This window comes from Glutamicibacter nicotianae, assembly GCF_016907615.1.
Taxonomy (GTDB): domain Bacteria; phylum Actinomycetota; class Actinomycetes; order Actinomycetales; family Micrococcaceae; genus Glutamicibacter; species Glutamicibacter nicotianae.
In genome coordinates, this window is record NZ_JAFBCH010000001.1 from 1,270,767 (window position 1) to 1,293,548 (window position 22,782).

Consider the following 22,782-nt stretch of genomic DNA (forward strand, 5'->3'; position numbering starts at 1 on the left):
AAATTCTACCGTTTATCGGGATTATCTAAACATCGGACGCAATGGCGCTGGGTGGACGGAACTTCGGGACGCGCAAGGTGATCAGTGTTCCTGCCCCCGGCGCGGTCTCGATGACCAGACCATTTGAATTGCCGTAGAGCTGGCGCATGCGCAGGTCCACGTTGCGCAGGCCCACATGCATATTCGGGGTGTCGCCGGCCAGCACGCTGGCCAGCTGCTCGGGATCCATGCCCATGCCATCATCTTCCACGCTGATCAGCGCGTGCATTCCGTCCTCGGTGGCGGTAATGGAGATGACTCCGCCATCTGGACGTGCTTCCAGGCCATGGCGCACGGCATTTTCAACCAGCGGCTGCAGGGCCAGGAACGGAATTTGCGTGGGCAGCACCTCGGGGGCGATCTGCAGGGAGACCTTGATGCGCTCGCCGAAGCGGGCCTTTTCGAGCAGCAGGTAGCGGTCGATGGCTTCCAGCTCTTCGGCCAGGGTGGTGAATTCGCCGCGGCGGCGGAAGGAGTAGCGGGTGAAGTCCGCGAATTCGATGACCAGCTCGCGGGCGCGGGCAGGATCAGTGTTGATGAACGAGGCGATCGCATTCAGCGAGTTGTAGATGAAGTGCGGGGAGATCTGGGCGCGCAAGGCCCGCATCTGCGCTTCGAGCAGCATGGCCTTGGACTCATCCAGCTGCGCGGTGGAGACCTGCGCCGAAACGAAGACTGCCACTTCGGAGACGGCCCGCACAAAGCTGGCGCCGGCCCTGCGCGACAGCGCCGTCACCGTCCCGACACTCAGATCTCCTACGGTGATGGGTGCTGAAACGAAGTCCATGCCGGAAGAGCGTTCTACCTGGGTCTTGCCGGTCGCCAGCGCGCTTTTCGAAACGTTGGCTGCTGTCTCTTCATGCACCGCAGTGAAATCGGCACCGGCATCGCTGGCCAGCACGTGGGTGGTGTCGGAGATCAGCAGCACCTGGCAGTTCAGCAGCCGGCGCAGCGCCTTGGCGCTTTTCGCCGCTCCGTCCTCGGTCAGGCCGCGTTCCAAATGGGGGACCGCAACCGACATGTGGTGCAGCGTCTTGTAGGTGGCTTCTTCGACGTCGGTGCCCATTTCCCGGGTGGAGCGGGAGATCTTGAAACCGAAGTAGCCGACAAGGGCGATTCCGACCAGCACGATGGCGACGATCAGGGTGACTTGCAGTGCTGGAGACATGTACCCCATCTTAGAGCCCCGCGAAATCCGTTGACCGTTCAGCGCGCCAAGGTGCGCCGTTGGGCGCAGAAAGCAGTCCGTTGAGCCACGAGCGGCACAGGCCCCCTAGTCGCCAAAGGAATAATCCCCAATAGTGAACTTAGTCACACAAGAGATGTGCGCTCAGTCACATCACCAACTCGCTCAAGGAGGGCATCATGAGTGCCAACCCGGAACACGACGTCTCTGCCGGCGTTGATTTCGTCAAGGAGAGCCAATCCGAGGAATTCCAGGAACTGCGCAAGACCCACCGCAGCTTCGTCTTCCCGATGGCCATCTTCTTCCTCGTCTGGTATTTCGCCTATGTGCTGCTAGCCGACTACGCCCACGACTTCATGTCCATCAAGGTCCTGGGCAACATCAACATGGGTATTGTTCTCGGGTTGCTGCAGTTCGTGTCGACATTCGCGATCACCGCTGCCTACGTCAGCTTCTCGAATAAGAAGCTCGACCCGAAAGCAACCAAGATCCGTGAGCGCCTTGAGCGCGAGGGAGTGAACTAGATGAACCAGCTCAGCATCCTGGCCCAGGCCGCAGGCGAGTCGACCCAGGTCGGCAACCCCCTGGTCAATATCGCCATCTTCCTGGCCTTCGTGGGCGTCACCTTGGTGATCGTGCTCCGTGCCTCCAAGAACAACAAGACCGCAGCCGACTACTACGCCGGCGGCCGCTCCTTCAGCGGAACGCAGAACGGCACCGCCATTGCCGGCGACTACCTCTCGGCGGCATCCTTCCTGGGTATTGTCGGCGCTATCGCCATCCAGGGCTACGACGGCTTCCTCTACTCGATCGGCTTCCTGGTCGCCTGGCTGGTTGCCTTGCTGCTGGTCGCAGAGCTGCTGCGCAACACCGGCAAGTTCACCATGGCCGACGTGCTGTCCTTCCGCCTCAAGCAGCGCCCGGTGCGCATCGCTGCGGCGATCTCCACCCTCGCGGTGTGCGTCTTCTACCTGCTGGCGCAGATGGCTGGCGCAGGTGCGCTGGTCTCCCTGCTGCTGGGCATCGACGAGAAGTTCGGCCAGTCTCTGGTGATCGTCATCGTTGGCGCACTGATGATCCTCTACGTGCTGGTAGGTGGCATGAAAGGCACCACCTGGGTGCAGATCATCAAGGCCTGCCTGCTGATTGCCGGCGCGCTGATCATGACCGTGTGGACGCTGGCCCTGTTCGGCTTCAACTTCTCCGAACTGCTGGGCAAGGCAGCTGAAGTGGCTGGCAACCCGGAAATCCTGAACCCGGGCATGAAGTACGGCGTTTCGGAAACCTCCAAGCTGGACTTCATCTCGCTGGCGCTGGCCCTGGTGCTGGGCACCGCAGGCCTGCCGCACGTGCTGATGCGCTTCTACACCGTTCCTACCGCCAAGGAAGCCCGCAAGTCGGTAGTCTGGGCCATCTGGCTGATCGGCGCCTTCTACCTGTTCACCCTGGTGCTGGGCTTCGGTGCCGGCGCGCTGATCGGCCCGGATCGGATCCAGGCGGCTCCCGGTGGCGTGAACTCGGCGGCACCGCTGCTGGCCTACGAACTGGGCGGCACCGTCCTGCTGGGCCTGATCTCCGCAGTGGCCTTCGCAACCATCCTGGCGGTGGTTGCCGGTCTGACCATCACCGCAGCCGCTTCCTTCGCCCACGATGTGTACGCCTCGGTGATCGCCAAGGACAAGTCCACCCCGGAGATGGAAATGAAGGTGGCTCGCCGCACGGTTCTGGTGATCGGCGTCTTCGCCATCGCCGGCGGCATCGGCGCCCAGGGCCAGAATGTGGCCTTCCTTGTGGCACTGGCCTTCGCGGTCGCGGCCTCGGCAAACCTGCCGACCATCCTGTACTCGCTGTTCTGGAAGGGCTTCAAGACCCGCGGTGCAGTCTGGTCCATGTACGGCGGCCTCGGCTCGGCCCTGCTCCTGATCATCATTTCGCCGGTCTTCTCCGGTTCGGAAACCTCGATGATCCCGAGCATCGACATGGCGATCTTCCCGCTGGCCAACCCGGGCATCGTCTCGATTCCTCTGGCCTTCTTCCTGGGCTGGCTGGGCTCGGTCACCGATAAGGGTGTCGAGGACATCACCAAGCAGGCGGAAATGGAAGTCCGTTCGCTGACCGGTGTCGGTGCTGAAAAGGCTGTCGACCACTAGCCGGGAATAGCGGCAAGCGCAAAAGCAGAGTTCCGGGAACCAGCCAGCAGGCTGGTTCCCGGAACTTTTTTGCTGCACTGGAGCGCTATGCGTTGCCGGAGAGCGAGTGCTGGAGCAGGGCGGTGGTGCGGTAGGGGACGAGCTCGGCCATGGACAGCGCCGAATCCGCGCGATTCACCCCGTCGATATGCAGCAGCTGGCCGTGCACCCGGAACAGTTCCTCGGCGTCCTTGGCGGCGACCCGCACCAGGATGTCGGCAGAGCCGGTGAGGCCGTGCGCCTCAAGCACCTCGGGGATGGATTCAAGCTTGGCGGCAATGTCGCCCAGGCAGCGCTGGTCGACGTGCAGCTCGACAAAGGACAGCAGCCCGTAGCCCAGGACTTCGGGCGGGATGCGGCGGTCGATGGAATCAAGCACCTCGTTTTCCAGGCGGGTCATCCGCGTCTGCACTGTATTGCGCCCGAGGTTCAAGGCCATGGCAATGGCTGCGCCGGTGCGCTTGGCAGCGCTGGAAAGCGCAAGCAGGATGCGCCGGTCGGTGGTGTCCAGAAGTTGCATAATGTGCACGTTAGCATCCCTAACGGCAATCAAACAGTGCGTTTTGCTCTAATTTTAAAAACACCATTGTGCATCCTGCCTTGCGTGAGTAGCATCACATTAAGCGGCGTTTGAGAATCAAAACCCGCAACCGACTACGTGAGAGTAAGGATGCCGATCGTGTCCACACAGCACATTGACGTAGCCGCCGGATGCCTACCCACGCATCAGCTGCTGAACGTCGACGGGAAACGAATCCCGGACGAAGAACTTGACCACTATCTCAAGGACCTCAAGGAAGCGGACCTTGCAGATTTCCTGCGCGACATGGTTGTCCTGCGCCGCATGGACAATGAAGCCACCGCCTTGCAACGCCAGGGCCAGCTGGGCCTGTGGGCTCCGTTGCTCGGCCAGGAGGCCGCGCAAATCGGCTCCGTGCGGGCCACCAATGACGACGACTTCATCTTCCCCTCCTACCGCGAGCATGGTGTCGCCTGGGCCAGGGGAGTGAAGGCAGAGGACCTGCTCAGCGTGTGGCGCGGAGCGCAGGCCAGCGGCTGGGATCCGAATGAAGTCAATATCGCCTGCCAGCAGATTGTCATCGGCTCGCAGGCCCTGCACGCCGCCGGGTACGGAATGGGCATCAAATTCGATGGTGGCAAGCAAGTCTCCGTAGCCTACTTCGGCGATGGCGCCACCAGCCAGGGCGACGTGAACGAAGCCATGGTCTTCGCCGCCAGCTACCAGGCGCCGGTGCTGTTCTTCTGCCAGAACAACCAGTGGGCAATCTCAGAACCTGTAGCCCTGCAAAGCCGCACCCAGATTGCCGACCGCGCCCACGGTTTCGGGCTGAAGACCTGGCGGGTGGATGGCAATGACATCCTGGCCGTCTACGCTGCCACCAAGGCCGCGCTGAACCATGCCCGCCATGGCCTGGGCCCGGCTTTCATCGAAGCGGTCACCTACCGCATGGGCTCGCACACCACCGCCGATGATCCAACCCGCTACCGCAAGAGCGAGCAGCTCGAAGAGTGGAAGGCCAAGGATCCCATCGACCGCCTGGTGAAGTACTTGCATGAGATGGGTGCCGATGTGCAGTCCTACGAGCAGCGCGCGCAGAACGCCGCCGATGACCTCGCCGCGAAGCTTCGCGCGGCGATCACCAGCATGGAAGACCCCAAGGCCGAAGAGCTGTTCACCAATGTGTACGCAGAAAAGCATGAGCCAACCGAACGCGCAGCCAAGAACTACCTTGACTACTTGGCAGATTTTGAAGGTGGAGAGTAACCGTGGCAACCACCATGCTCAAGGCGCTGAACAAGTCGCTGCACGATGCGCTGGACCAGGACGAGAAGGTCATCCTGCTCGGCGAAGACATCGGAACCCTCGGTGGAGTCTTCCGGGTCACCGATGGGCTGAAATCCAAATTCGGCGAGCACCGCGTCGTCGATACCCCGCTGGCAGAGTCCGGAATTGTCGGCAGCGCCATCGGCCTGGCCTATCGAGGCTATCGCCCGGTGGTGGAGATCCAGTTCGACGGCTTCACCTACCCGGCCTTCGACCAGCTGGTGTCCCAGCTGGCCAAGCTGCACTACCGTTCGCGGGGACGGGTGAAGATGCCGGTCACCGTCCGCATTCCCTATGGCGGAGGAATCGGCTCGCCGGAGCACCACTCCGAATCGCCCGAAGCCTACTTCGTCCACACCGCAGGCCTGCGGGTCTTCGCGCCATCGAGCGTCGAGGACGCCTACTCCATGCTGCGCCAGGCCATCGCTTGCGATGATCCGGTGATCTTCTTCGAGCCGAAGCGCCGCTACCACGAGAAAACCACCGCGGAACTTCTCGCCCCGGCACCCGATGCATCGCCCAAGGCAAAGATCGTTCGCCCTGGCGAGGACGTCACCGTGGTCGGCTACGGACCGACCACCTACACTCTGGTCGATGCGGCCAAAGCTGCGGAGGATGAAGGCACCAGCCTGGAGGTCATCGACCTGCGCACGCTGGATCCGCTGGACATCGACACCGTAGCCGAGTCCGTCAAGCGCACCGGCAAGCTGGTGGTGGTCCATGAGGCCAGCCGGACCAGCGGCATCGGCGCGGAGATCTGCGCCGAAATCACAGAGCGCTGCTTCGACTACCTGGAGCACGCACCCTTGCGCGTCACCGGATTCGACATACCGTATCCGCCATCGCGGCTCGAAAGCCACCACCTGCCCGACTTGGATCGAGTGATGCACGCGGTCGATACCGTGATGCGCCACCACGAGGCAACCGAAGGAGCTGCCAAGTGATGACCGCCCACACCTTCAAACTCCCCGACCTCGGCGAAGGGCTCACCGAATCCGAGGTGCTGAATTGGAAGATCAAGGTTGGCGAGCATGTTGCGCTCAACCAGATCATTGCCGAGGTCGAAACCGCCAAGGCGGTCGTTGAACTTCCCTCGCCCTTTGCGGGATTCGTCCAGGCCCTGCACGCCACCGAAGGCGAAACCGTGCAGGTCGGCGGTCCGCTGGTCACTTTCGACCAGGAGCCCGGCGGTTCCGGCGAGCAGCCGGCAGCGGCTGATTCGGCGCAACAGGAGCAAAGCAAGGCCGGCGAACGCACCCCCACCCTGGTTGGCTACGGTGCGCCGGCAGATACCGGAAACCGTCCGAAGCGCAAAGCCCGCGGCTCGCGCAACCCGGAAGCTGTGCCAGCACCTGCACTAGCAGCTTCGGCACCAGTTGCATCCCAGCCGGCTGACGGGCCGGGCACCCATGAACGTGAACAGCATGCGGTGACCAGGTGCACCCCGCCGGTACGCAAGCTGGCACGCGATCACGGGGTCGATATTTCGGCGCTCGCCGGCAGCGGCGAGGACGGCTTGGTGCTGCGCCGGGATGTCCAGCAGGCCATCGACTCCGCCGGTGCCATCAAGCCAGCGGCCATGGACAGCGAATCCATGTCTTCACCAGGAGCGGATCGCCATGTGAAGATCACCGGGATTCGCAGGGCCACGGCCAAGGCCATGGTGCAGTCGGCGTTTACCGCCCCGCATGCCACGGAGTTCCTCACGATTGATGTCACCGAATCCATGGAGCTGCTGGAACGCATGAGGTCGCATCGACTGCTTAAGGATCTGAAGCTCAATATCACAACGCTGGCAGCGCTCGTGGTGACGAGACTGTTGAAGACCTATCCCGCGCTGAACTCGACGTGGGATGAAAAGGCTGACGAAATCATTGAATTCGGGTCAGTGAATCTGGGCATGGCCGTGGCAAGTGATCGTGGTCTGCTGGTTCCGGTGCTGAAAAATGCCCAAGCTAAGACGCTGCCAGTATTGGCTGCCGAACTCAGCGGGATCATTCTCCAAGGCCGCGAAGGAACATTGTCACCAGCCCAATTGACAGGTGGCACATTCTCCATCACCAACGTGGGGGTTTTCGGCGTGGATGCCGGCACCCCAATTCTGCCGCCGGGGCAGGCAGGAATTCTGGCACTAGGCCAAGTGAAGCGCAGGCCTTGGGAATACCAAGACCAAGTTGCACTTCGCCATACCATGACACTGGCGTTGTCCTTCGATCACAGGGTGGTCGACGGCAAAGAAGCAAGCGAGTTCCTCGCAGGTGTCGGCTCGGTGCTGGAGGATCCCGGAATGATGAATATTTTTATTTGATTCAAAGTAAATCATGACCGGGCTGAAGTAAATTCAGCCGGGTGAATAAACCGATTTCAAGCATTACTTTCATGACTATTCATTGGTTGTTTCGCAATGTTTGATGTAATCTCATTCACTACGTGCTATAGCTCACGCTTGCCTGCACGGCTCTGCGAAATGCAGAAGCAGCAACGATCTGTTGAGGAGAAATAGGATGCGATACTCGCACGCATCTAAGGCTGTCGTTTTATCTGCAGCCTTGGCGCTGACCCTGTCCGCTTGTGGCGGCGGTTCGACCGAAACCGCCGGTGGCGAAGGTGACGGCTCGTATGTCGTAACCGCAAACACCACCGAACCGCAGAATGGCCTTCTGCCGGCCAACACCAACGAAGTTGGCGGCGGTCGCGTCATGGACCTGATCTTCACCGGTCTGGTCAGCTACGACGCCAAGGGCGCGCCGGTCAATGAACTCGCCGAGTCCATCGAAACCGAAGACTCCCAGAACTACACCATCAAGCTGAAGGCCGGACAGACCTTCTCTGATGGATCCCCAGTAACTGCTGCTTCGTTCGTGGATGCCTGGAACTTCGGTGCCGCAGCCAAGAACGCGCAGTTGAACTCGTACTTCTTCGAGTCCATCAAGGGCTTCGACGAGGTCAACAAGGAAGGCTCCAAGAAGGATGAGATGGAGGGCCTGAAGGTCGTGGATGACACCACCTTCACCGTCGAGCTGTCCCAGCCTGAGTCCGACTTCCCGCTGCGCTTGGGCTACACCGCATTCATGCCATTGCCTGAAGCGGCATTCGAGGATCCAAAGGCCTTCGGCGAAAAGCCAATTGGCAACGGCCCTTACAAGTTGACCGAATGGAACCACGACGTCAACCTGAAGCTGGAAGTCAACGAAAGCTACGAGGGCCCACGCGAAGCCCAGAACGGCGGCATCGACTTCAAGGTCTACCAGTCCACGGACTCGGCCTACAGCGATCTGCAATCCAATAACTTGGATGTGCTGGACCAGATCCCGCCAAGCTCTCTGGCTTCGTACGAGACTGACCTGGGCGACCGCTCGGTCAACTCGCCATACGCCGGCAACGCAACCATCACCATCCCGGGCTACCTGGATCACTTCAAGCAGGGCGAAGAGGGCAACCTGCGCCGTGCTGCGATCTCCCGGGCCATTGACCGCCAGCTGATCATCGACAAGGTGTACCAGGGCGGCAAGGTCAAGGCCGATGACTTCACCGCACCAGTGCTCGAAGGCTACAGCGCAGACATTCCAGGCAGCGAAGTCCTGGACTTCGATGCAGCTGAAGCCAAGAAGCTGTGGGAACAGGCTGATGAAATCAGCAAGTGGGACTCCGGCCTCGAATTCTCCATCGGCTACAACGTCGACGGCGCTGGCAACAAGGAATACGTCGAAGCTGTCGTCAACCAGCTGAAGAGCAACCTGGGCATCAATGCAGTTGCCCAGCCATTCTCGTCATTCAAGGAATTGCGCGAGAAGGTCACCAGCTACAAGATGACCGGTGCATTCCGTACCGGTTGGCAGGCCGACTACCCATCGCTGTACAACTTCCTTGGTCCGCTATTCGGCACCGGGGCTGGTTCGAACGATGGCAAGTACTCCAGCAAGGAATTCGACGACAAGCTGGCCGAGGGCCTGTCGGCCACGGATCCTGCCGAGGGCTCAAAGATCTTCAACGAGGCACAGGAGATCTTGTTCAAGGATCTGCCAGCCATCCCGCTGTGGTACCAGGCAGTCCAGGGTGGTTGGAGCGAGAACGTGGATAACGTCGAGTTCGGGTGGAACGGTGTTCCGCTGTACCAGCAAATCACTGGCAAATAAGTTCCCTTCAGCTTCCGACCAAGTCAGACCGGATAGAAGCTGAAACCGCGCTAAGGGAGACCCGAGAACAACAGGGTCTCCCTTTGGCGTGTTTGTCCTGCCTCGCAAAAACAAACGTCGAATTACTTATCGACGGAAAGAGGATGAAAATGGCCCTGTGCCCTCACGTGTCTCGAGGTGAGATGCAAGCATGTTAATTTTTACCCTGAAGCGAATCTCGCAGCTGTTCCCGGTCTTCATCGGAGCAACGCTGCTAGTGTACTTCCTGGTTTTCGCCACCCCGGGTGACCCGATCGCCGCGCTTTCTGGTGGCAAGCCCATGAGCGATGCCACCAAAGCCGCCCTGACCGCGCAATACAACCTGGACAAGCCGTTCTGGGTTCAATATGGCCTGTATCTGAAGAACCTGGTGACCTTGGACCTGGGAACCTCGTTCTCCGGACAGGAAGTCAAGGAGATGCTCGCGCGGGCGTTCCCCGTCACGGCACGCCTGGCAATCCTCGCATTGGTTATTGAAGCCGTATTCGGCATCATCCTCGGCGTTATTGCTGGTATGCGCAAGGGCAAGCTGTTCGACTCGACCGTGTTGGTTGCGTCGCTGCTGGTCATTGCAGTTCCAACTTTCGTGCTCGGCTTCCTGCTGCAGTACGTGGTCGGTGTCAAGCTCGAATGGGCCAAACCTACAGTTTCCGGCGCGGCAACCTGGGGCGAACTGATCCTGCCCGCATTGGTGCTCGGCCTGGTATCGCTGGCCTACGTGCTGCGCCTGACGCGTACTTCCGTCATCGAGAACAAGACCGCTGACTACGTACGCACCGCGACCGCCAAGGGCCTGAGTCGCAATCGCGTGGTTACCGTGCATATCCTGCGCAACTCCCTGATCCCCGTGGTGACCTACCTGGGTGCCGACTTGGGTGCACTGATGGGTGGCGCGATTGTCACCGAAGGCATCTTCAATGTGCCCGGTGTCGGCCACCTGCTCTACCAAGCAATCCAGAAGGGCGAAACCCCGACAGTGGTTGCAGTCGTAGGCGTTCTGGTGATCGTCTTCGTACTTGCCAACCTGATCGTGGATATGCTGTACGCACTGCTTGACCCAAGGATCCGTTATGCCTGAGAACCAGAACTTTAATCCCGAAGACGGCTTGCCCATCCGCAGCAACCGCGCCGGCAAGGTTTCCAAGTACAAGATCGAGCACTACGTTGCTCCGCTGGACGAAACCCCCCTGCAAGCGGTGGACTCGGTCAAGGAAACCGGCAAGCCCTTGTCCATGTGGGCCGAAGCTTGGCGTTCGTTGCGCAAGCAGCCGCTATTCATCATCTCCACGATCATGATCATCGCGGTCATCGTCGTAGCTGCCTTCCCGCAGCTCTTCACATCGATTGATCCGGCTGGCAACCAGGCTTGCCTCTTGGAGAATTCCAACGAACCAGCACGCCCTGGACATATCATGGGCTTCAACCTGCAGGGCTGCGATATCTATGCGCGCACTATTTACGGCACGCGTGCCTCGCTGCTGGTAGGCGTTTTCACTACCCTTATCGTGGTGTTGCTTGGTGGCGCCATCGGCGCGCTGGCAGGCTACTACGGTGGCTGGGTCGACACGATCCTGGCCCGCCTGGGTGACATCTTCTTCGCTCTGCCGCTGATCCTGGGCGCCATCATCGTGATGCAGCTGCCGGCATTCCGCGAGAACCGAAGCGTCTGGACGGTTATCGTCACGCTTGCGATCTTCGGCTGGCCGCAGCTGGCGCGCATTACCCGCGGTGCTGTGATCGAGGCCCGCAATGCGGACTTCGTGAAGGCCTCGCGCGCTCTGGGCCTGTCCAAGTTCAGTGCGTTGCTCAAGCACGTGATTCCGAATTCCCTGGCACCGATCATCGTTGTTGCCACAGTGAACTTGGGCGTGTACATCGTGGCCGAAGCCACGCTGTCCTTCCTGGGCGTCGGGCTCCCACCTGACGTCATGAGCTGGGGCAACGATATTTCCTCGGCGCGTACCCAGCTGCGCAACAACCCGACCATGCTGATGTGGCCAGCGCTGTTCCTTTCGGTGACGGTTTTGAGCTTCATCATGCTCGGCGATGCAGTGCGTGATGCACTGGATCCGAAGGCCCGGAAGGGAGCCTAAGCAATGACTCAGAGTGCAACTCCAAAGCCGCTGCTGGAAGTCAAGGACCTGGCGATTACCTTCTCCACCCCTGACGGTCCGGTCCACGCGGTCCGCGACGCGAACTTCACCGTGATGCCCGGCGAAACCGTGGCCATCGTGGGCGAGTCCGGTTCGGGCAAGTCGACCTCGGCCCTGGCCGCTATCGGCCTGCTGGCCGGCAACGGCAAGGTTTCCTCCGGCCAGATTCTCTTTGATGGCGAAGACATTGCCCAGGCCAGCGAAAAGCGTTTCGTCGAGCTGCGCGGCAACCATATTGGCATGGTTCCGCAGGATCCGATGTCCAACCTGAACCCGGTGTGGAAGATCGGATTCCAGGTCAAGGAAACTTTGAAGGCCAACGGCTTGGCGGGGGACAACCCCAACAAGCGCGTGGCCCAGGTCTTGGCTGATGCAGGTCTGCCCGATCCGGAGACCCGTGCCGGCCAGTACCCGCACGAATTCTCCGGCGGGATGCGCCAGCGTGCGCTGATCGCCATTGGCCTGGCCTGCCGTCCGCGCCTGCTGATTGCAGATGAGCCAACCAGCGCGCTGGATGTCACCGTGCAGCAGCAAATCTTGGACCATCTGGACACCATGACCAGTGAACTGGGCACCGCGGTGCTGCTCATTACCCACGACCTGGGCCTGGCAGCCGAGCGTGCCGAAAAGGTCGTCGTGATGTACAAGGGACGCGTCGTCGAATACGGCCCGGCGCTGGAGATCCTGCGCAATCCGCAGCACCCGTACACCCAGCGCCTGATCAATTCGGCTCCGTCGCTGTCTGCGCAGCGCGGGGACAAGCACGAGGCCATTGTGGACGAGATTGAGCCGGGCAAGGCTGAACCGCTACTGAAGGTCAGCAACCTGACGAAGGTCTTCGATATCCGCAAGGGCTTCGGCAAGAAGGAGAAGTTCACCGCGGTGGACAACGTTTCCTTCGAGATCCCCCGGGGCACCACGACTGCCGTGGTGGGCGAGTCAGGTTCAGGCAAGTCGACCATCGCCCAGATGGTGCTGAACCTGCTGGACAAGACCGAGGGCGAGATCATCTTTGATGGCGAGCAGATCGGCAACCTGAGCGAGAAGCACTTGTTCAAGTACCGCCGGCGTGTGCAGCCGATCTTCCAGGACCCGTACGGTTCCCTGGACCCGATGTACTCGATTTTCCGGACGATCGAAGAGCCGCTGCGCATTCACGGCATTGGCAATGCGGCATCGCGGGAGAAGAAGGTCAAGGAGCTGCTGGAGCAGGTCTCCATGCCCGCTTCCACAATGCACCGCTTCCCGAATGAGCTGTCCGGCGGGCAGCGCCAGCGCATCGCCATCGCGCGTGCCTTGGCTCTGCAGCCGGAAATGATCGTGTGCGATGAGGCTGTTTCGGCGTTGGACGTGCTGGTCCAGGCCCAGGTGCTGGAGCTGCTCGATGAGCTGCAGCGTGAAATGGGCCTCACCTACCTGTTCATTACGCACGACTTGGCTGTGGTTCGCCAGATCGCAGATAACGTCTGCGTGATGGAACGCGGCAAGATCGTCGAGCAGGGAACGACTGACGAGATTTTCGATATGCCAAAGAGCGACTATACGCGCAATCTGCTGGCTGCTATCCCGGGCGCCTCACTGATCTAGCAGCTCCGGAATCAACTGAATGGGCCGGTGGAACCGAAAGGTTCCACTGGCCCATTCGGCGCTTAATGTAAGCTCAAACGGCGTCATATTCAACGAATATTTCAGATTTAATGAACCTGAAACAAACGTTGCAAAAATGTTATAAATCACTCCGCGAGTCAACATGCGTGAAACAGTTGCCCGATTGATTTTTCCCAATCTGAAAGAAATCCTTGAAATCTCGGGGATGTGAGGCGCGTCTCGAAAACCGGCGAGTAACAAGCGCATTGCGAATGACTCTCAGAGGCAGGGGGTGGCGGAAATCTGAAGCGCTTCTTTCTATATCCAAGCCAGAAAATTCGGGTTAGTCTATTCCTCAATGGATTGATCATGTGATCTGATCCACAGTGGATCCATCGATCCGGAACTCGTACCATTCAAGAACTCTAGGAGGCGAAATGCGGTTTCAGCGCGTTTCGAAAGCAGTAGCTGTAGGAGCTGCCCTGGCCCTGGCCCTCTCGGCTTGTGCTCCAGGCGGCGGAGACACCGGCGCAGACGCATCGAAGGATGCCAACGCAGGTGGAGGCAACGGCTCGGCAGAAGCAGCGAACAGCGGCAAGGCTGATCTCGGTGATATCACCACTGCCGACGACACCATCAACGTCACCGTGGGTGCACCGGAATTCATCAGCTACAACGGCTTTACTCCGAACACGTACTCCACCTACAACTCGGCGATCGTGGATCGCATGTTTGCCGGCTTCAGCTACTTCGGCACCGACGGCACCCTGTACCCGAACGAGGCTTTGGGCAGCTACGAAAAGGTCAGCGACGACCCGCTCACCATCAAGTACACGATCGCTGAAGATGCCAAGTGGTCTGACGGCACCCCGATCACCGTCGCCGACTCCGTGTTCGCATGGGCAGTGCAGAACCTGAACCTCAATGAGGGTTCCAAGGAAAAGCCGCTGTTCAACTCGGTTTCCGTTGATCTCGGCGACACCGTGCCAGAAGGCCCGCAGGGCGACTGGGACGGCAAGGAATTCACTGTTGAGTTCGCCCAGCCTGATCCGGACTGGGCTCTGCAGACCTGGATGCTGCACCCAGCACATGTTGTGGCCGAGGAATCGGGCATGAGTACCGAAGAACTCGTCAGCGCCATCCGCGCCGGGGAGTCCGACAAGCTGAAGAAGGCAGCCGACTTCTGGAACGAAGGCTGGATGACCGACCCGGGCAAGCTGCCCGATGAGAAGATCTCGCCTGTATCCGGCCCGTACAAGCTGGGCAGCTGGAAGGCTGGCGAATCCGTAACCCTGGTTGCCAACGAGAACTACTACGGCCCTGCACCGGCAACTAAGGAATTGACCTTCCGATTCCTTGAAGACGCCAGCATGGTCCAGGCGCTGCAGAACAAGGACGTCGACGTCATCAACCCGCAGCCGACCGTGGATACGCTCGCGCAGCTGGAGAACCTGGGCGACGCGGTGGCTATCCAGAAGGGTGACACCCTGACCTGGGAGCACCTTGACTTCAACTTTGCCGAGGGCAACGCAATGACCAACCTGGAACTGCGCAAGGCCTTCGCCATGTGCGTTCCACGCCAGCAGATTGTTGACAACCTGATCAAGCCGCTGAACCCAGACGCCATCGTGATGAACGCCCGCGAAGTCTTCCCATTCCAGGACAACTACCAGGAAGTAGTGGACGCATCCTATGACGGCCGCTACGACGAGGTGGACATCGAGGGCGCAAAGAAGATCCTCGAAGAGCAGGATGCTGTTGGCACCGAAGTGCGCATCGGCTACTCGGCACCTAACGAGCGTCGTGCCAACGAGGTTTCGGCCATCAAGTCCTCCTGTGACGAAGCCGGCTTCAAGATCGTGGACTCCGGTTCGGCTGACTTCTTCTCGCCAAATGGTGCACAGGATCGTGGCGACTACGAGGTAGCGCTGTTCGCTTGGGCAGGTTCCGGCCAGATCACCTCCGGCCAGAACATCTACGCCACCGGCAAGCCGCAGAACTTCGGCCAGTACTCGAACCCTGAAGTCGACGCCGCATGGGAGACCCTGGCAAGTTCGCTGGACCCAGCAGTCCACGCGGAACAGACCAAGAAGATCGAGAAGTTGCTGTGGGATGACCTGTTCGGCATCCCGGTATTCGCCCACCCAGGCTTGAGCGCCTCGGGTTCGGATATCCAGAATGTCCGCCACACCGCAACGCAGGACCAGATCGTCTGGAACGCCGAGCAGTGGGTACGTGCTGAGTAATTGCCCTAGGCAACGTACTTGCACAACGTGAGCGAACACGTGCGGGGCCCGATCACAAGTCGGGCCCCGCAGTGTGTTCAAAGGTCCCCAACCGCAAGGGCCGGCTCACTTCCGTGAGATGAAAGTAGGACATTAGAACCGTGTGGAAATTTATCGCCAAGAGACTGGGCTCAGCGCTGGCAGTGCTGTTTGCCGCATCGCTCTTGCTCTACGTACTGGTTATCAATTCAGGCGACCCGCTCAAGGACCTCCGCGAAAGCAATGCGGATAACCGCGAGTACCTGATGGCCCAGCGTGTGGAATACATGAACCTGGATGCACCGTGGTACGGCCGCTACTGGGACTGGCTGACAGGTGCCAGCAAGTGCCTGATTGGCCAATGCGACCTGGGTCGGAATATCAACGGCGTAGAGGTCTCCGGCCTGCTGGCCAACGCCGCATCATCTACCTTGCGCCTGGTCGTGCTCGCTACGGTGATTGCCGCGGTTCTGGGTATCGCCATTGGCGTGCTGACTGCAATCCGCCAGTACTCCGGATTGGATTACATCGTTACCTTCCTGACCTTCCTCTTCTTCTCGCTTCCCGTCTTCTGGGCAGCTGTGCTGCTCAAGGAGTACCTGGCGATCAGCTACAACGACTGGCTGGCCGATCCGCAGATATCCGTGGGGACGTCCATAGCCATAGGCATCGTTGTCGGCCTCGTCTTGCAGATGTTCCTCGGTGGCTCGCTCAAGCGCCGTGGCATCACCTTCTTCGCCGCCGCGGTTTTCGTCCCGCTGGTGCTGCAGTACAGCCTGTGGCTGAATTTCTACCGCTACCCGCAAATGGGCCCGGCCATCATCATCGTGCTGACGGCTCTGCTGGCCCTGAGCGCCACCGCCATGAGCGTTGGCCTGAAGGAAAAGCGCGTCCTGTACCCGGCATTGATTACCGTCGTGCTGGTCCTGGCCATGTACTACGCGACCTTCTACATGCTGCTGGAGCCAAATGGCTGGATCCTCTTCTTCGGTCTGGTCCTCGCGGTAGTGATCCCGGCAGCCATCGGGCGTTTCATGGGAGGCCGCCTGCGCAAGGCAGCCATGTCCGTTTCCATCGTCACCGGTGTCACCGGCGCAGCGTTGACCGTTATCGACCACATGTTCCGCGCCTGGCCTGGATTCTTGGACGTCAAGGGATGCCCCATCGCGACCATCGGTTCCTCCACGGCCAACCTCGAGGGCGGCTTCTGGGACCACTTCCTGGATAACGGCACCCAGCTGCTGATGCCAACGATCCTGCTCGCGGTGATCTCCCTGGCCAGCTACTCGCGCTACACGCGTTCCTCCATGCTCGAAGTGCAGCGCCAGGATTACATCCGCACCGCGCGCTCCAAGGGCTTGAGCGAACGCACCGTGATCTTCCGCCATGCGTTCCGCAATGCGATGATCCCCATTGCCACCATCGCCGCCTTCGACTTCGCCGGCCTGATCGGCGGCGCAGTGATCACCGAGCGCGTGTTCGGCTGGAAGGGCATGGGCGAAATGTTCGCCACCGGCCTGGACCATGTCGACCCGGCACCCGTGATGGCGTTCTTCCTGGTTACCGGTACCGCCGCTATCCTCTTCAACTTGCTGGCGGATATCGTTTACGCCCTGCTTGACCCACGAATCCGAGTCTAGGAGGCATGAATCAATGAGTATCCTTCATGCCTGCAACCCTAAGGACCAGCGATGAGCACCACGAATAACAACTTGAACGAGCCGCAAAACCTGTCTTCCGTGGCCGAGGTGGAAGACGCCAAGCTGGCCCAGATCCACGAAAAGCCGAAGAGCCAGGGACGCATCGTCTTCGATCGCTTCGTCAGCCACAAGCCGGCGATGATTTCCACGATCGTGCTGATCGTCATCACAGTCTTCGCATTCAGCTCCATCGGCTGGGGCCCGTTCCCCGGCTGGTGGGGGCAGAACTACTACCATGCCGGAGCGGTCGTGGACGGCGGCAAGCCCACGCTGAGCCTGGTTCCCACCTGGCTCGGCGGCGAAGGCTTCCGCATCGGCGAGCACCCCTTCGGGCAGGACTCTGTGGGCAAGGACTACTTCGCGCTGGTCATGAACGGAACGCAGAAGTCCATCATCATCGGCGTCGTCGTCGGCCTGGTCGCCACCGTCCTGGGAACCGTCATCGGAGCTGTTTCCGGCTACTTCCGCGGCTGGGTCGATGAAATCCTGATGCGCATCACCGACCTGTTCATCGTGATCCCGCTGCTGGTCCTGGCGGCAGTGCTCGGCAAGATGGCCGGTGCCTCCACCGGCTCCATCATCACCCTGGCCCTGGTGCTCGGATTGGTGACCTGGACCGGACTGGCCCGACTGGTCCGCGGCGAAATCCTGTCGCTGCGCGAACGCGAATACGTGGCCGCAGCCCAGGCCATGGGCTCGAAGACCAGCCGCGTGATCTTCAAGCACCTGATCCCGAACACCATGGGCGTGATCATCGTGAACGCCACCTTCGCGATCGCCGGCGCGATCCTGCTGGAGTCCTCGCTGTCCTACCTCGGCTTCGGCGTGAAGGCCCCGGAATCCTCGCTGGGCCTGCTGATCAGCCAGTACCAGAACGCCTTCACCACCCGTCCATGGCTGTTCTGGTGGCCAGGCATGATCATCGTTGCCATCGCCCTGTCGGTGAACTTCCTGGGTGACGGCCTGCGCGATGCTTTCGACCCGCGCCAGGTCGGAAAGAAGCGCCGCCGCCGCGCTGGCATGTTCGCCCTTCCAACCCGCAAGGAGAAGCCATGAGCCACGCAGCACCAATGAATGAACAAGGCTCAGAAGACTTCGCACTGAGCTTCAACGACCTCAACGTCGTCTTTGCCACCGGCGGTGCCGACGTCCACGCGGTCAAGGGCTTGTCCTTGGCCGTCCGCCCGGGGCAGGTCGTCGCGCTGGTCGGCGAGTCCGGTTCCGGCAAGTCGGTCACCTCGACGGCGGCCATGGGCCTGCTGCCGGAAAACGCGAATGTCTCCGGTGCCGCCAAGGTCGGCAACGTCAACGTAGTTGGCCTGGACGAAGGCAAGCTGCGCAAGATGCGCGCCACCGATATCGCCATGGTCTTCCAGGAGCCGATGACGGCACTGAACCCGGTGCTCACCATCGAGCGCCAGCTGACCGAAGCGCTGGAACTGCACGACATCGCCTACGGCAAGGAAGCGAACGACCGGGCTATCGAGCTGCTGGAGATGGTGGGCATCCCGGATCCCGCCAAGCGCATCAAGCAGTACCCGCACCAGTTCTCCGGCGGCCAGCGGCAGCGCATCGTCATCGCCATGGCGATCTCCTGCGACCCGAAGGTCATCATCGCCGATGAGCCGACCACCGCACTTGACGTGACGGTGCAGGCCGAGATCCTCGATCTGCTGCGCGAGCTGAAGGACCGGCTGAATACCGGCATCCTGCTCATCACCCACAATATGGGTGTTGTTGCGGATATGGCCGATGAAGTGGCGGTGATGTTCCAGGGCAACCTCGTGGAGACGGGCACCGTGGATCAGGTATTGCTGCGCCCAGAGCATCCATACACCCAGCGCCTGCTGGCTGCGGTGCCCCGCCTGTCGGCTCCGGCCGTTGTCACCACGCAGGCCGCTGCACACAGCTCGGAAACCGCCCCTCCAGAGCGCGAGCTGGTTCTGGAAGCCAAGGACCTCGTGTTGGAGTACGACATGCGCGGGAAGATCTTCCGCGCCGTGGAAAACGTGAGCTTCGATGTTGCCAAGGGCGAAGTCCTGGGCATTGTGGGCGAGTCCGGCTCGGGCAAGTCCACCATTGCCAAGGCGGTGCTGGGCCTGTTGCCGGTAGCTAGCGGCACTTTGTCGGTCAGGGGCCACAACCTGCCCAAGCTTTCCCCGAAGGAAGCACGCAAGGTCCGCAAGGACATCGGCGTGATCTTCCAGGACCCGGCCGCATCCTTGAACCCGCGATTCCCGATTGGAGAATGCATCACAGAACCCATGGTGGTGCACAAGATCGGCAGCAAGGCCGAGCGCACCAAGCGTGCCGAAGAATTGCTCGATGCCGTGAAGATGCCGCGCAACGTGATCAACCGGTACCCGCACGAGCTTTCCGGCGGCCAGCGCCAGCGTATTTGCATTGCCCGTGCGTTGACCTTGAACCCGGAGCTGCTGATCGCCGATGAGCCGACCAGCGCCTTGGACGTGTCGGTGCAGGCAGTTGTCCTGGAAATGCTCCAGGAGCTGCAGCGGGACTTCAACTTCGCCTGCCTCTTCGTCAGCCATGACCTGGCGGTCGTGGACATGCTGGCGGACGCGGTCGTGGTGATGCAGTCCGGCAAGGCGGTTGAGCAGGGCATGGTGGACACCGTGCTGCACGCCCCAACCCATGAATACACAAAGCGGCTGTTGGCTGCCGCACCTGTTCCGGATCCGCATGAGCAGGCAGTGCGCCGTGAGGCTTGGCGCCTGCTGAACAACGCGAAGTAGGCATTGCGCTGAACAGCGAATGGGGCGCGTTTCCAATATTGCCATTGGAAACGCGCCCCTTTCGCCCGTCATGGCATTTTGCGGTTGTCCGCACGTTGAAAGCGGTGCTTGCAGGCTCGTGGAAGACGGGAGTTAAGTATCACAGCGTTGTGCCCGGCAGGTTGGGTGAAGGCTCAATTCCGATGAACAGACGCCCAGCCAGACTCCCGCGGAAACAACGTTGCCTTTCGCAGAACGAAGGCAACGCTGCGGCCCGCCGAGGGGCAAACTTTGGCTGCAGGACCGTGTTAAGAAGCAAGAGCCGGCTCTCAATTGAGAGCCGGCTCTTGCTTAATGCGTTGGGAAACTAATCCAGCTGCATGACGTTTTCGGTGACAACCTGTGCACGGGCGTTGGAGAAGATCTGCTCGGTGCCGATGGTCTTGAAACCGCGGCGTTCCAGGACCTTGATCGAACCCAGGTTGTCCTGGACCACGTGTGCGGTCAAGGGGCGCTTGGTGTATTCGGCAAGGAATGCTTCTACTGCGCTGGTGGTCAGTCCCTTGCCCCAGTACTTGGTCGAAGTCCAGAAATTGATTTCTGGTACTTCGCCGTCGAAGACCAGAATGGATCCAACGACTTCGCCCTCATGCTCGATGGTGCGAACCAGAACATTAGGATCGTTCAGAATCGAGTTCCAGTGGTGGTCGAATACCGCGCGGTCGGCTGGGTTACGCGCCTGATAAGCGGCCATGAGGTTCGCCTCGGGTTCTTGCTGGTGAGCGAAGAATGCGTCCAAGTCGGAAGGGCGGACTTCACGTAGCTGCACGATAAAGGCCTTTCAATCGTATGGGTCAGCGTGCCGGTTTCGGCACGCCTGGGAATAGTGGCTTGAAACCTACACTACCGGGGAAGTGAGCGCCGCGAGTGCCATATTGGACAATAACGGCTTCAAACCCGACTTTTTAGTCCTCGGTGAGTGAGCGGAATGGGCTGTCGAGTTAAGCAAGCCGAAGACAGCATGCGCGCGGAACCGGTGCGACTGCTTGCTTCCGGTGGGATGCAATTTTGCCAATTCGGTAGTCCATAGCCCGATATAGGAGTTCTGGAGTTTGCGAACCAGTTCCAGCTCGGCCTTCGGCAACGATTTCAGGTCGCGGTCTTGGACCTGCAGGATATCCGGGCGGGACAGCGAGAAATCGGTGTGGAAATCCACCAAGCGCGACAGCACCTCCAGGGGAGTGCCGCCGGCTTCCGCCGCTGTGCAACCTCCGGCGTAGATGTCTTTGGACATGTCTACCAGCAGGGCGATAAGCACGGCCTGCTTGCCAGCGAAATGCCGGTACACTGCCGGACCGGAAATTCCGCAGGCCGCGCCGAGGTCTTCCAGGGAAACGCCCGCGTAGCCATTCAAGGCAAAAAGCCTCGTGGCTTCGCGTAACAGCGCTTCGCGTCGTTCAGCTTTGGCGCGCTCGCGATCTGTTGGTTCATTGAGCGATTGATATTTGCTCGCCAACACCATCAACTCCTTACGTTTGCCAAGCCCAGTCTGGACAACTGTGACGGCTGCCACTACTGTCAAAAATGTAGCTGTTTTACCCACCCGTAGGCAGTGACCAGTTAATAAATATTAACCATACTCGTCGCAGCGTGCGCTTCCAAGAAACTCGCGCACCAAGCGCATAACCTGACCGCCATCGGATAATGCACACTCCGCAGCCGGTGCCGGTTCGTCCCTCAACGAAGAGAGAGCCTGATGATTGACCTCGAACTCGACGACCAGCATCAAGACCTGGTTGACATGGTCCGCGAATTCGCCCGAGAAGTCGTTGCTCCGCAGAGCGCGCAGAACGATGCGAACCATGCCTTCCCTTACGACATCGTCAAGCAAATGGGGGAGATGGGTCTCTTTGGACTTCCGGTCTCCGAAGAATTCGGCGGTTCCGGCGGCGACTACTTCCACCTCGCGCTGGCGCTTGAAGAGCTGGGCAAGGTCGACCAGTCGGTAGCCATCACCCTGGAAGCCGGTGTCTCCCTGGGCGCGATGCCGATCTACCGCTTCGGCAGCGCGGAGCAAAAGCAGAAGTGGCTGCCTGACCTGGCCGCTGGTGAACGTTTGGCCGGTTTCGGCCTGACCGAGCCCGGCGCAGGATCCGACGCATCAGCATCCTTGACCAAGGCGAAACTTGAAAGTGGCCAGTGGGTCATCGACGGCGCTAAGGAATTCATCACCAACTCTGGCACCGATATCACCTCCCTCGTCACGGCTACCGCAGTGACCGGCGTCGATGAAGCAACCGGTAAAAAGGAAATCTCTGCCATCATCGTGCCGACCGGTACCGAGGGATTCACCGCGGAAAAGGCCTACGACAAGGTGGGCTGGCGTGCCAGCGATACCCATCCGCTGAGCTTCAGCGGAGTGCGGGTTCCGGAGGAGAACCTGCTGGGCGAGCGCGGACGCGGATACGCCTACTTCCTGGAAATCCTCGACGAAGGACGCATCGCCATCGCCGCCCTGGCCACCGGCGCTGCCCAAGGCTGCCTTGACGAGGCGGTTAAATATGCCAAGACCCGTACCTCATTCGGCCAGGCAATCGGCCAGTACCAGGGCATTTCCTTCATGATTGCCCGCATGGCCTCGCGCGCCCACACTGCCCGCTTGGCCTATTACGCGGCCGCGGCAAAAATGCTTGCCGGCAAGGACTTCAAGATTGAAGCCGCGCACGCCAAACTGATTGCCAGCGAAGCGGCGATGGACAATGCCCGAGATGCTACCCAAATCTTTGGCGGGTACGGATTCATGAATGAGTCATTGGTGGCACGCCACTACCGCGATTCGAAGATCCTGGAAATCGGAGAAGGGACCACGCAGGTCCAACAGATGCTCATTGCCCGCAGCCTTGGTCTCTGA

18 protein-coding genes are annotated in these 22,782 nt (G+C 60.4%); 14 read left to right on the forward strand and 4 right to left on the reverse strand.

All coding sequences use genetic code 11. The annotated features are described in order from the left end of the window. Positions 1-25: 25 nt before the first annotated feature. Complete coding sequence (locus tag JOE62_RS06235; RefSeq protein WP_204721189.1) at positions 26-1,207, reverse strand: sensor histidine kinase; 1,182 nt, start codon at positions 1,205-1,207, stop codon at positions 26-28. A gap of 197 nt (positions 1,208-1,404) precedes the next feature. On the opposite strand from JOE62_RS06235, the gene JOE62_RS06240 reads away from it, so the two are divergent. Continuing rightward, positions 1,405-1,749 (forward strand): DUF485 domain-containing protein, encoded by a 345-nt coding sequence (locus JOE62_RS06240; RefSeq protein ID WP_204721191.1) that lies wholly within the window; start codon positions 1,405-1,407, stop codon positions 1,747-1,749. Further along, positions 1,750-3,375, forward strand: coding sequence for a monocarboxylic acid transporter (locus JOE62_RS06245; protein ID WP_204721193.1), 1,626 nt, complete (start codon positions 1,750-1,752; stop codon positions 3,373-3,375). An 85-nt stretch (positions 3,376-3,460) separates the two neighbouring features. Here the strand turns inward: JOE62_RS06245 and JOE62_RS06250 are convergent, their stop codons facing one another. Beyond that, positions 3,461-3,934, reverse strand: coding sequence for an Lrp/AsnC family transcriptional regulator (locus JOE62_RS06250; RefSeq protein ID WP_204721195.1), 474 nt, complete (start codon positions 3,932-3,934; stop codon positions 3,461-3,463). 150 nt (positions 3,935-4,084) lie between these two features. On the opposite strand from JOE62_RS06250, the gene pdhA reads away from it, so the two are divergent. The 11 genes from pdhA (at position 4,085) to JOE62_RS06305 (ending at position 19,892) form a co-directional block, all read left to right on the forward strand. Then, complete coding sequence (gene pdhA, locus JOE62_RS06255; protein ID WP_038989707.1) at positions 4,085-5,200, forward strand: pyruvate dehydrogenase (acetyl-transferring) E1 component subunit alpha; 1,116 nt, start codon at positions 4,085-4,087, stop codon at positions 5,198-5,200. A 14-nt stretch (positions 5,201-5,214) separates the two neighbouring features. Then, on the forward strand, positions 5,215-6,204 hold the full coding sequence (locus JOE62_RS06260) for an alpha-ketoacid dehydrogenase subunit beta (protein ID WP_204723230.1): 990 nt from the start codon (positions 5,215-5,217) through the stop codon (positions 6,202-6,204). Then, a complete protein-coding gene (locus JOE62_RS06265) occupies positions 6,204-7,568 on the forward strand; it encodes a dihydrolipoamide acetyltransferase family protein (RefSeq protein WP_204721197.1) in 1,365 nt (454 codons plus the stop codon). Before JOE62_RS06260 ends, JOE62_RS06265 begins: the two co-directional genes overlap by 1 nt. Positions 7,569-7,764: 196 nt before the next feature. After that, the gene (locus JOE62_RS06270; protein ID WP_204721199.1) at positions 7,765-9,396 is read left to right on the forward strand and encodes a peptide ABC transporter substrate-binding protein; all 1,632 of its coding nucleotides are present in this window, start codon (positions 7,765-7,767) and stop codon (positions 9,394-9,396) included. Between the two features lie 190 nt (positions 9,397-9,586). Then, positions 9,587-10,513, forward strand: coding sequence for an ABC transporter permease (locus JOE62_RS06275; RefSeq protein ID WP_204721201.1), 927 nt, complete (start codon positions 9,587-9,589; stop codon positions 10,511-10,513). Next, the gene (locus JOE62_RS06280; protein ID WP_223308906.1) at positions 10,506-11,528 is read left to right on the forward strand and encodes an ABC transporter permease; all 1,023 of its coding nucleotides are present in this window, start codon (positions 10,506-10,508) and stop codon (positions 11,526-11,528) included. The genes JOE62_RS06275 and JOE62_RS06280 overlap by 8 nt, the downstream gene beginning before the upstream one ends. 3 nt (positions 11,529-11,531) lie before the next feature. After that, on the forward strand, positions 11,532-13,175 hold the full coding sequence (locus JOE62_RS06285; RefSeq protein ID WP_204721204.1) for an ABC transporter ATP-binding protein: 1,644 nt from the start codon (positions 11,532-11,534) through the stop codon (positions 13,173-13,175). 437 nt (positions 13,176-13,612) lie between these two features. Continuing rightward, positions 13,613-15,421: an ABC transporter family substrate-binding protein gene (locus tag JOE62_RS06290; RefSeq protein WP_204721206.1), complete on the forward strand. Its 1,809-nt coding sequence runs from the start codon at positions 13,613-13,615 to the stop codon at positions 15,419-15,421. A gap of 140 nt (positions 15,422-15,561) precedes the next feature. Continuing rightward, positions 15,562-17,079, forward strand: a complete 1,518-nt coding sequence (locus tag JOE62_RS06295) for an ABC transporter permease subunit (protein WP_204721208.1) — start codon at positions 15,562-15,564, stop codon at positions 17,077-17,079. Positions 17,080-17,130: 51 nt separating this feature from the next. Then, complete coding sequence (locus tag JOE62_RS06300; protein WP_038989696.1) at positions 17,131-18,195, forward strand: ABC transporter permease; 1,065 nt, start codon at positions 17,131-17,133, stop codon at positions 18,193-18,195. Then, positions 18,192-19,892, forward strand: coding sequence for an ABC transporter ATP-binding protein (locus tag JOE62_RS06305; RefSeq protein ID WP_204721210.1), 1,701 nt, complete (start codon positions 18,192-18,194; stop codon positions 19,890-19,892). Before JOE62_RS06300 ends, JOE62_RS06305 begins: the two co-directional genes overlap by 4 nt. A 346-nt stretch (positions 19,893-20,238) precedes the next feature. On the opposite strand, the gene JOE62_RS06310 is transcribed toward JOE62_RS06305, so the two are convergent. Both JOE62_RS06310 and JOE62_RS06315 read right to left on the reverse strand, forming a co-directional pair. Then, positions 20,239-20,700 (reverse strand): GNAT family N-acetyltransferase, encoded by a 462-nt coding sequence (locus tag JOE62_RS06310; protein ID WP_204721212.1) that lies wholly within the window; start codon positions 20,698-20,700, stop codon positions 20,239-20,241. Between the two features lie 69 nt (positions 20,701-20,769). Then, positions 20,770-21,474 (reverse strand): TetR/AcrR family transcriptional regulator, encoded by a 705-nt coding sequence (locus JOE62_RS06315; protein WP_338085757.1) that lies wholly within the window; start codon positions 21,472-21,474, stop codon positions 20,770-20,772. Positions 21,475-21,627: 153 nt separating this feature from the next. Between JOE62_RS06315 and JOE62_RS06320 the strand changes: the two genes are divergently transcribed. Then, positions 21,628-22,782, forward strand: a complete 1,155-nt coding sequence (locus JOE62_RS06320; protein ID WP_204721213.1) for an acyl-CoA dehydrogenase family protein — start codon at positions 21,628-21,630, stop codon at positions 22,780-22,782.

Coding starts and splice junctions, on each gene's coding strand:
- JOE62_RS06235 (WP_204721189.1), bottom strand. CDS start 1,207: ATGTCTCCAGCACTGCAAGTCACCCTGATCGTCGCCATCGTGCTGGTC.
- JOE62_RS06240 (WP_204721191.1), top strand. CDS start 1,405: ATGAGTGCCAACCCGGAACACGACGTCTCTGCCGGCGTTGATTTCGTC.
- JOE62_RS06245 (WP_204721193.1), top strand. CDS start 1,750: ATGAACCAGCTCAGCATCCTGGCCCAGGCCGCAGGCGAGTCGACCCAG.
- JOE62_RS06250 (WP_204721195.1), bottom strand. CDS start 3,934: ATGCAACTTCTGGACACCACCGACCGGCGCATCCTGCTTGCGCTTTCC.
- pdhA (WP_038989707.1), top strand. CDS start 4,085: ATGCCGATCGTGTCCACACAGCACATTGACGTAGCCGCCGGATGCCTA.
- JOE62_RS06260 (WP_204723230.1), top strand. CDS start 5,215: ATGCTCAAGGCGCTGAACAAGTCGCTGCACGATGCGCTGGACCAGGAC.
- JOE62_RS06265 (WP_204721197.1), top strand. CDS start 6,204: ATGACCGCCCACACCTTCAAACTCCCCGACCTCGGCGAAGGGCTCACC.
- JOE62_RS06270 (WP_204721199.1), top strand. CDS start 7,765: ATGCGATACTCGCACGCATCTAAGGCTGTCGTTTTATCTGCAGCCTTG.
- JOE62_RS06275 (WP_204721201.1), top strand. CDS start 9,587: ATGTTAATTTTTACCCTGAAGCGAATCTCGCAGCTGTTCCCGGTCTTC.
- JOE62_RS06280 (WP_223308906.1), top strand. CDS start 10,506: ATGCCTGAGAACCAGAACTTTAATCCCGAAGACGGCTTGCCCATCCGC.
- JOE62_RS06285 (WP_204721204.1), top strand. CDS start 11,532: ATGACTCAGAGTGCAACTCCAAAGCCGCTGCTGGAAGTCAAGGACCTG.
- JOE62_RS06290 (WP_204721206.1), top strand. CDS start 13,613: ATGCGGTTTCAGCGCGTTTCGAAAGCAGTAGCTGTAGGAGCTGCCCTG.
- JOE62_RS06300 (WP_038989696.1), top strand. CDS start 17,131: ATGAGCACCACGAATAACAACTTGAACGAGCCGCAAAACCTGTCTTCC.
- JOE62_RS06305 (WP_204721210.1), top strand. CDS start 18,192: ATGAGCCACGCAGCACCAATGAATGAACAAGGCTCAGAAGACTTCGCA.
- JOE62_RS06320 (WP_204721213.1), top strand. CDS start 21,628: ATGATTGACCTCGAACTCGACGACCAGCATCAAGACCTGGTTGACATG.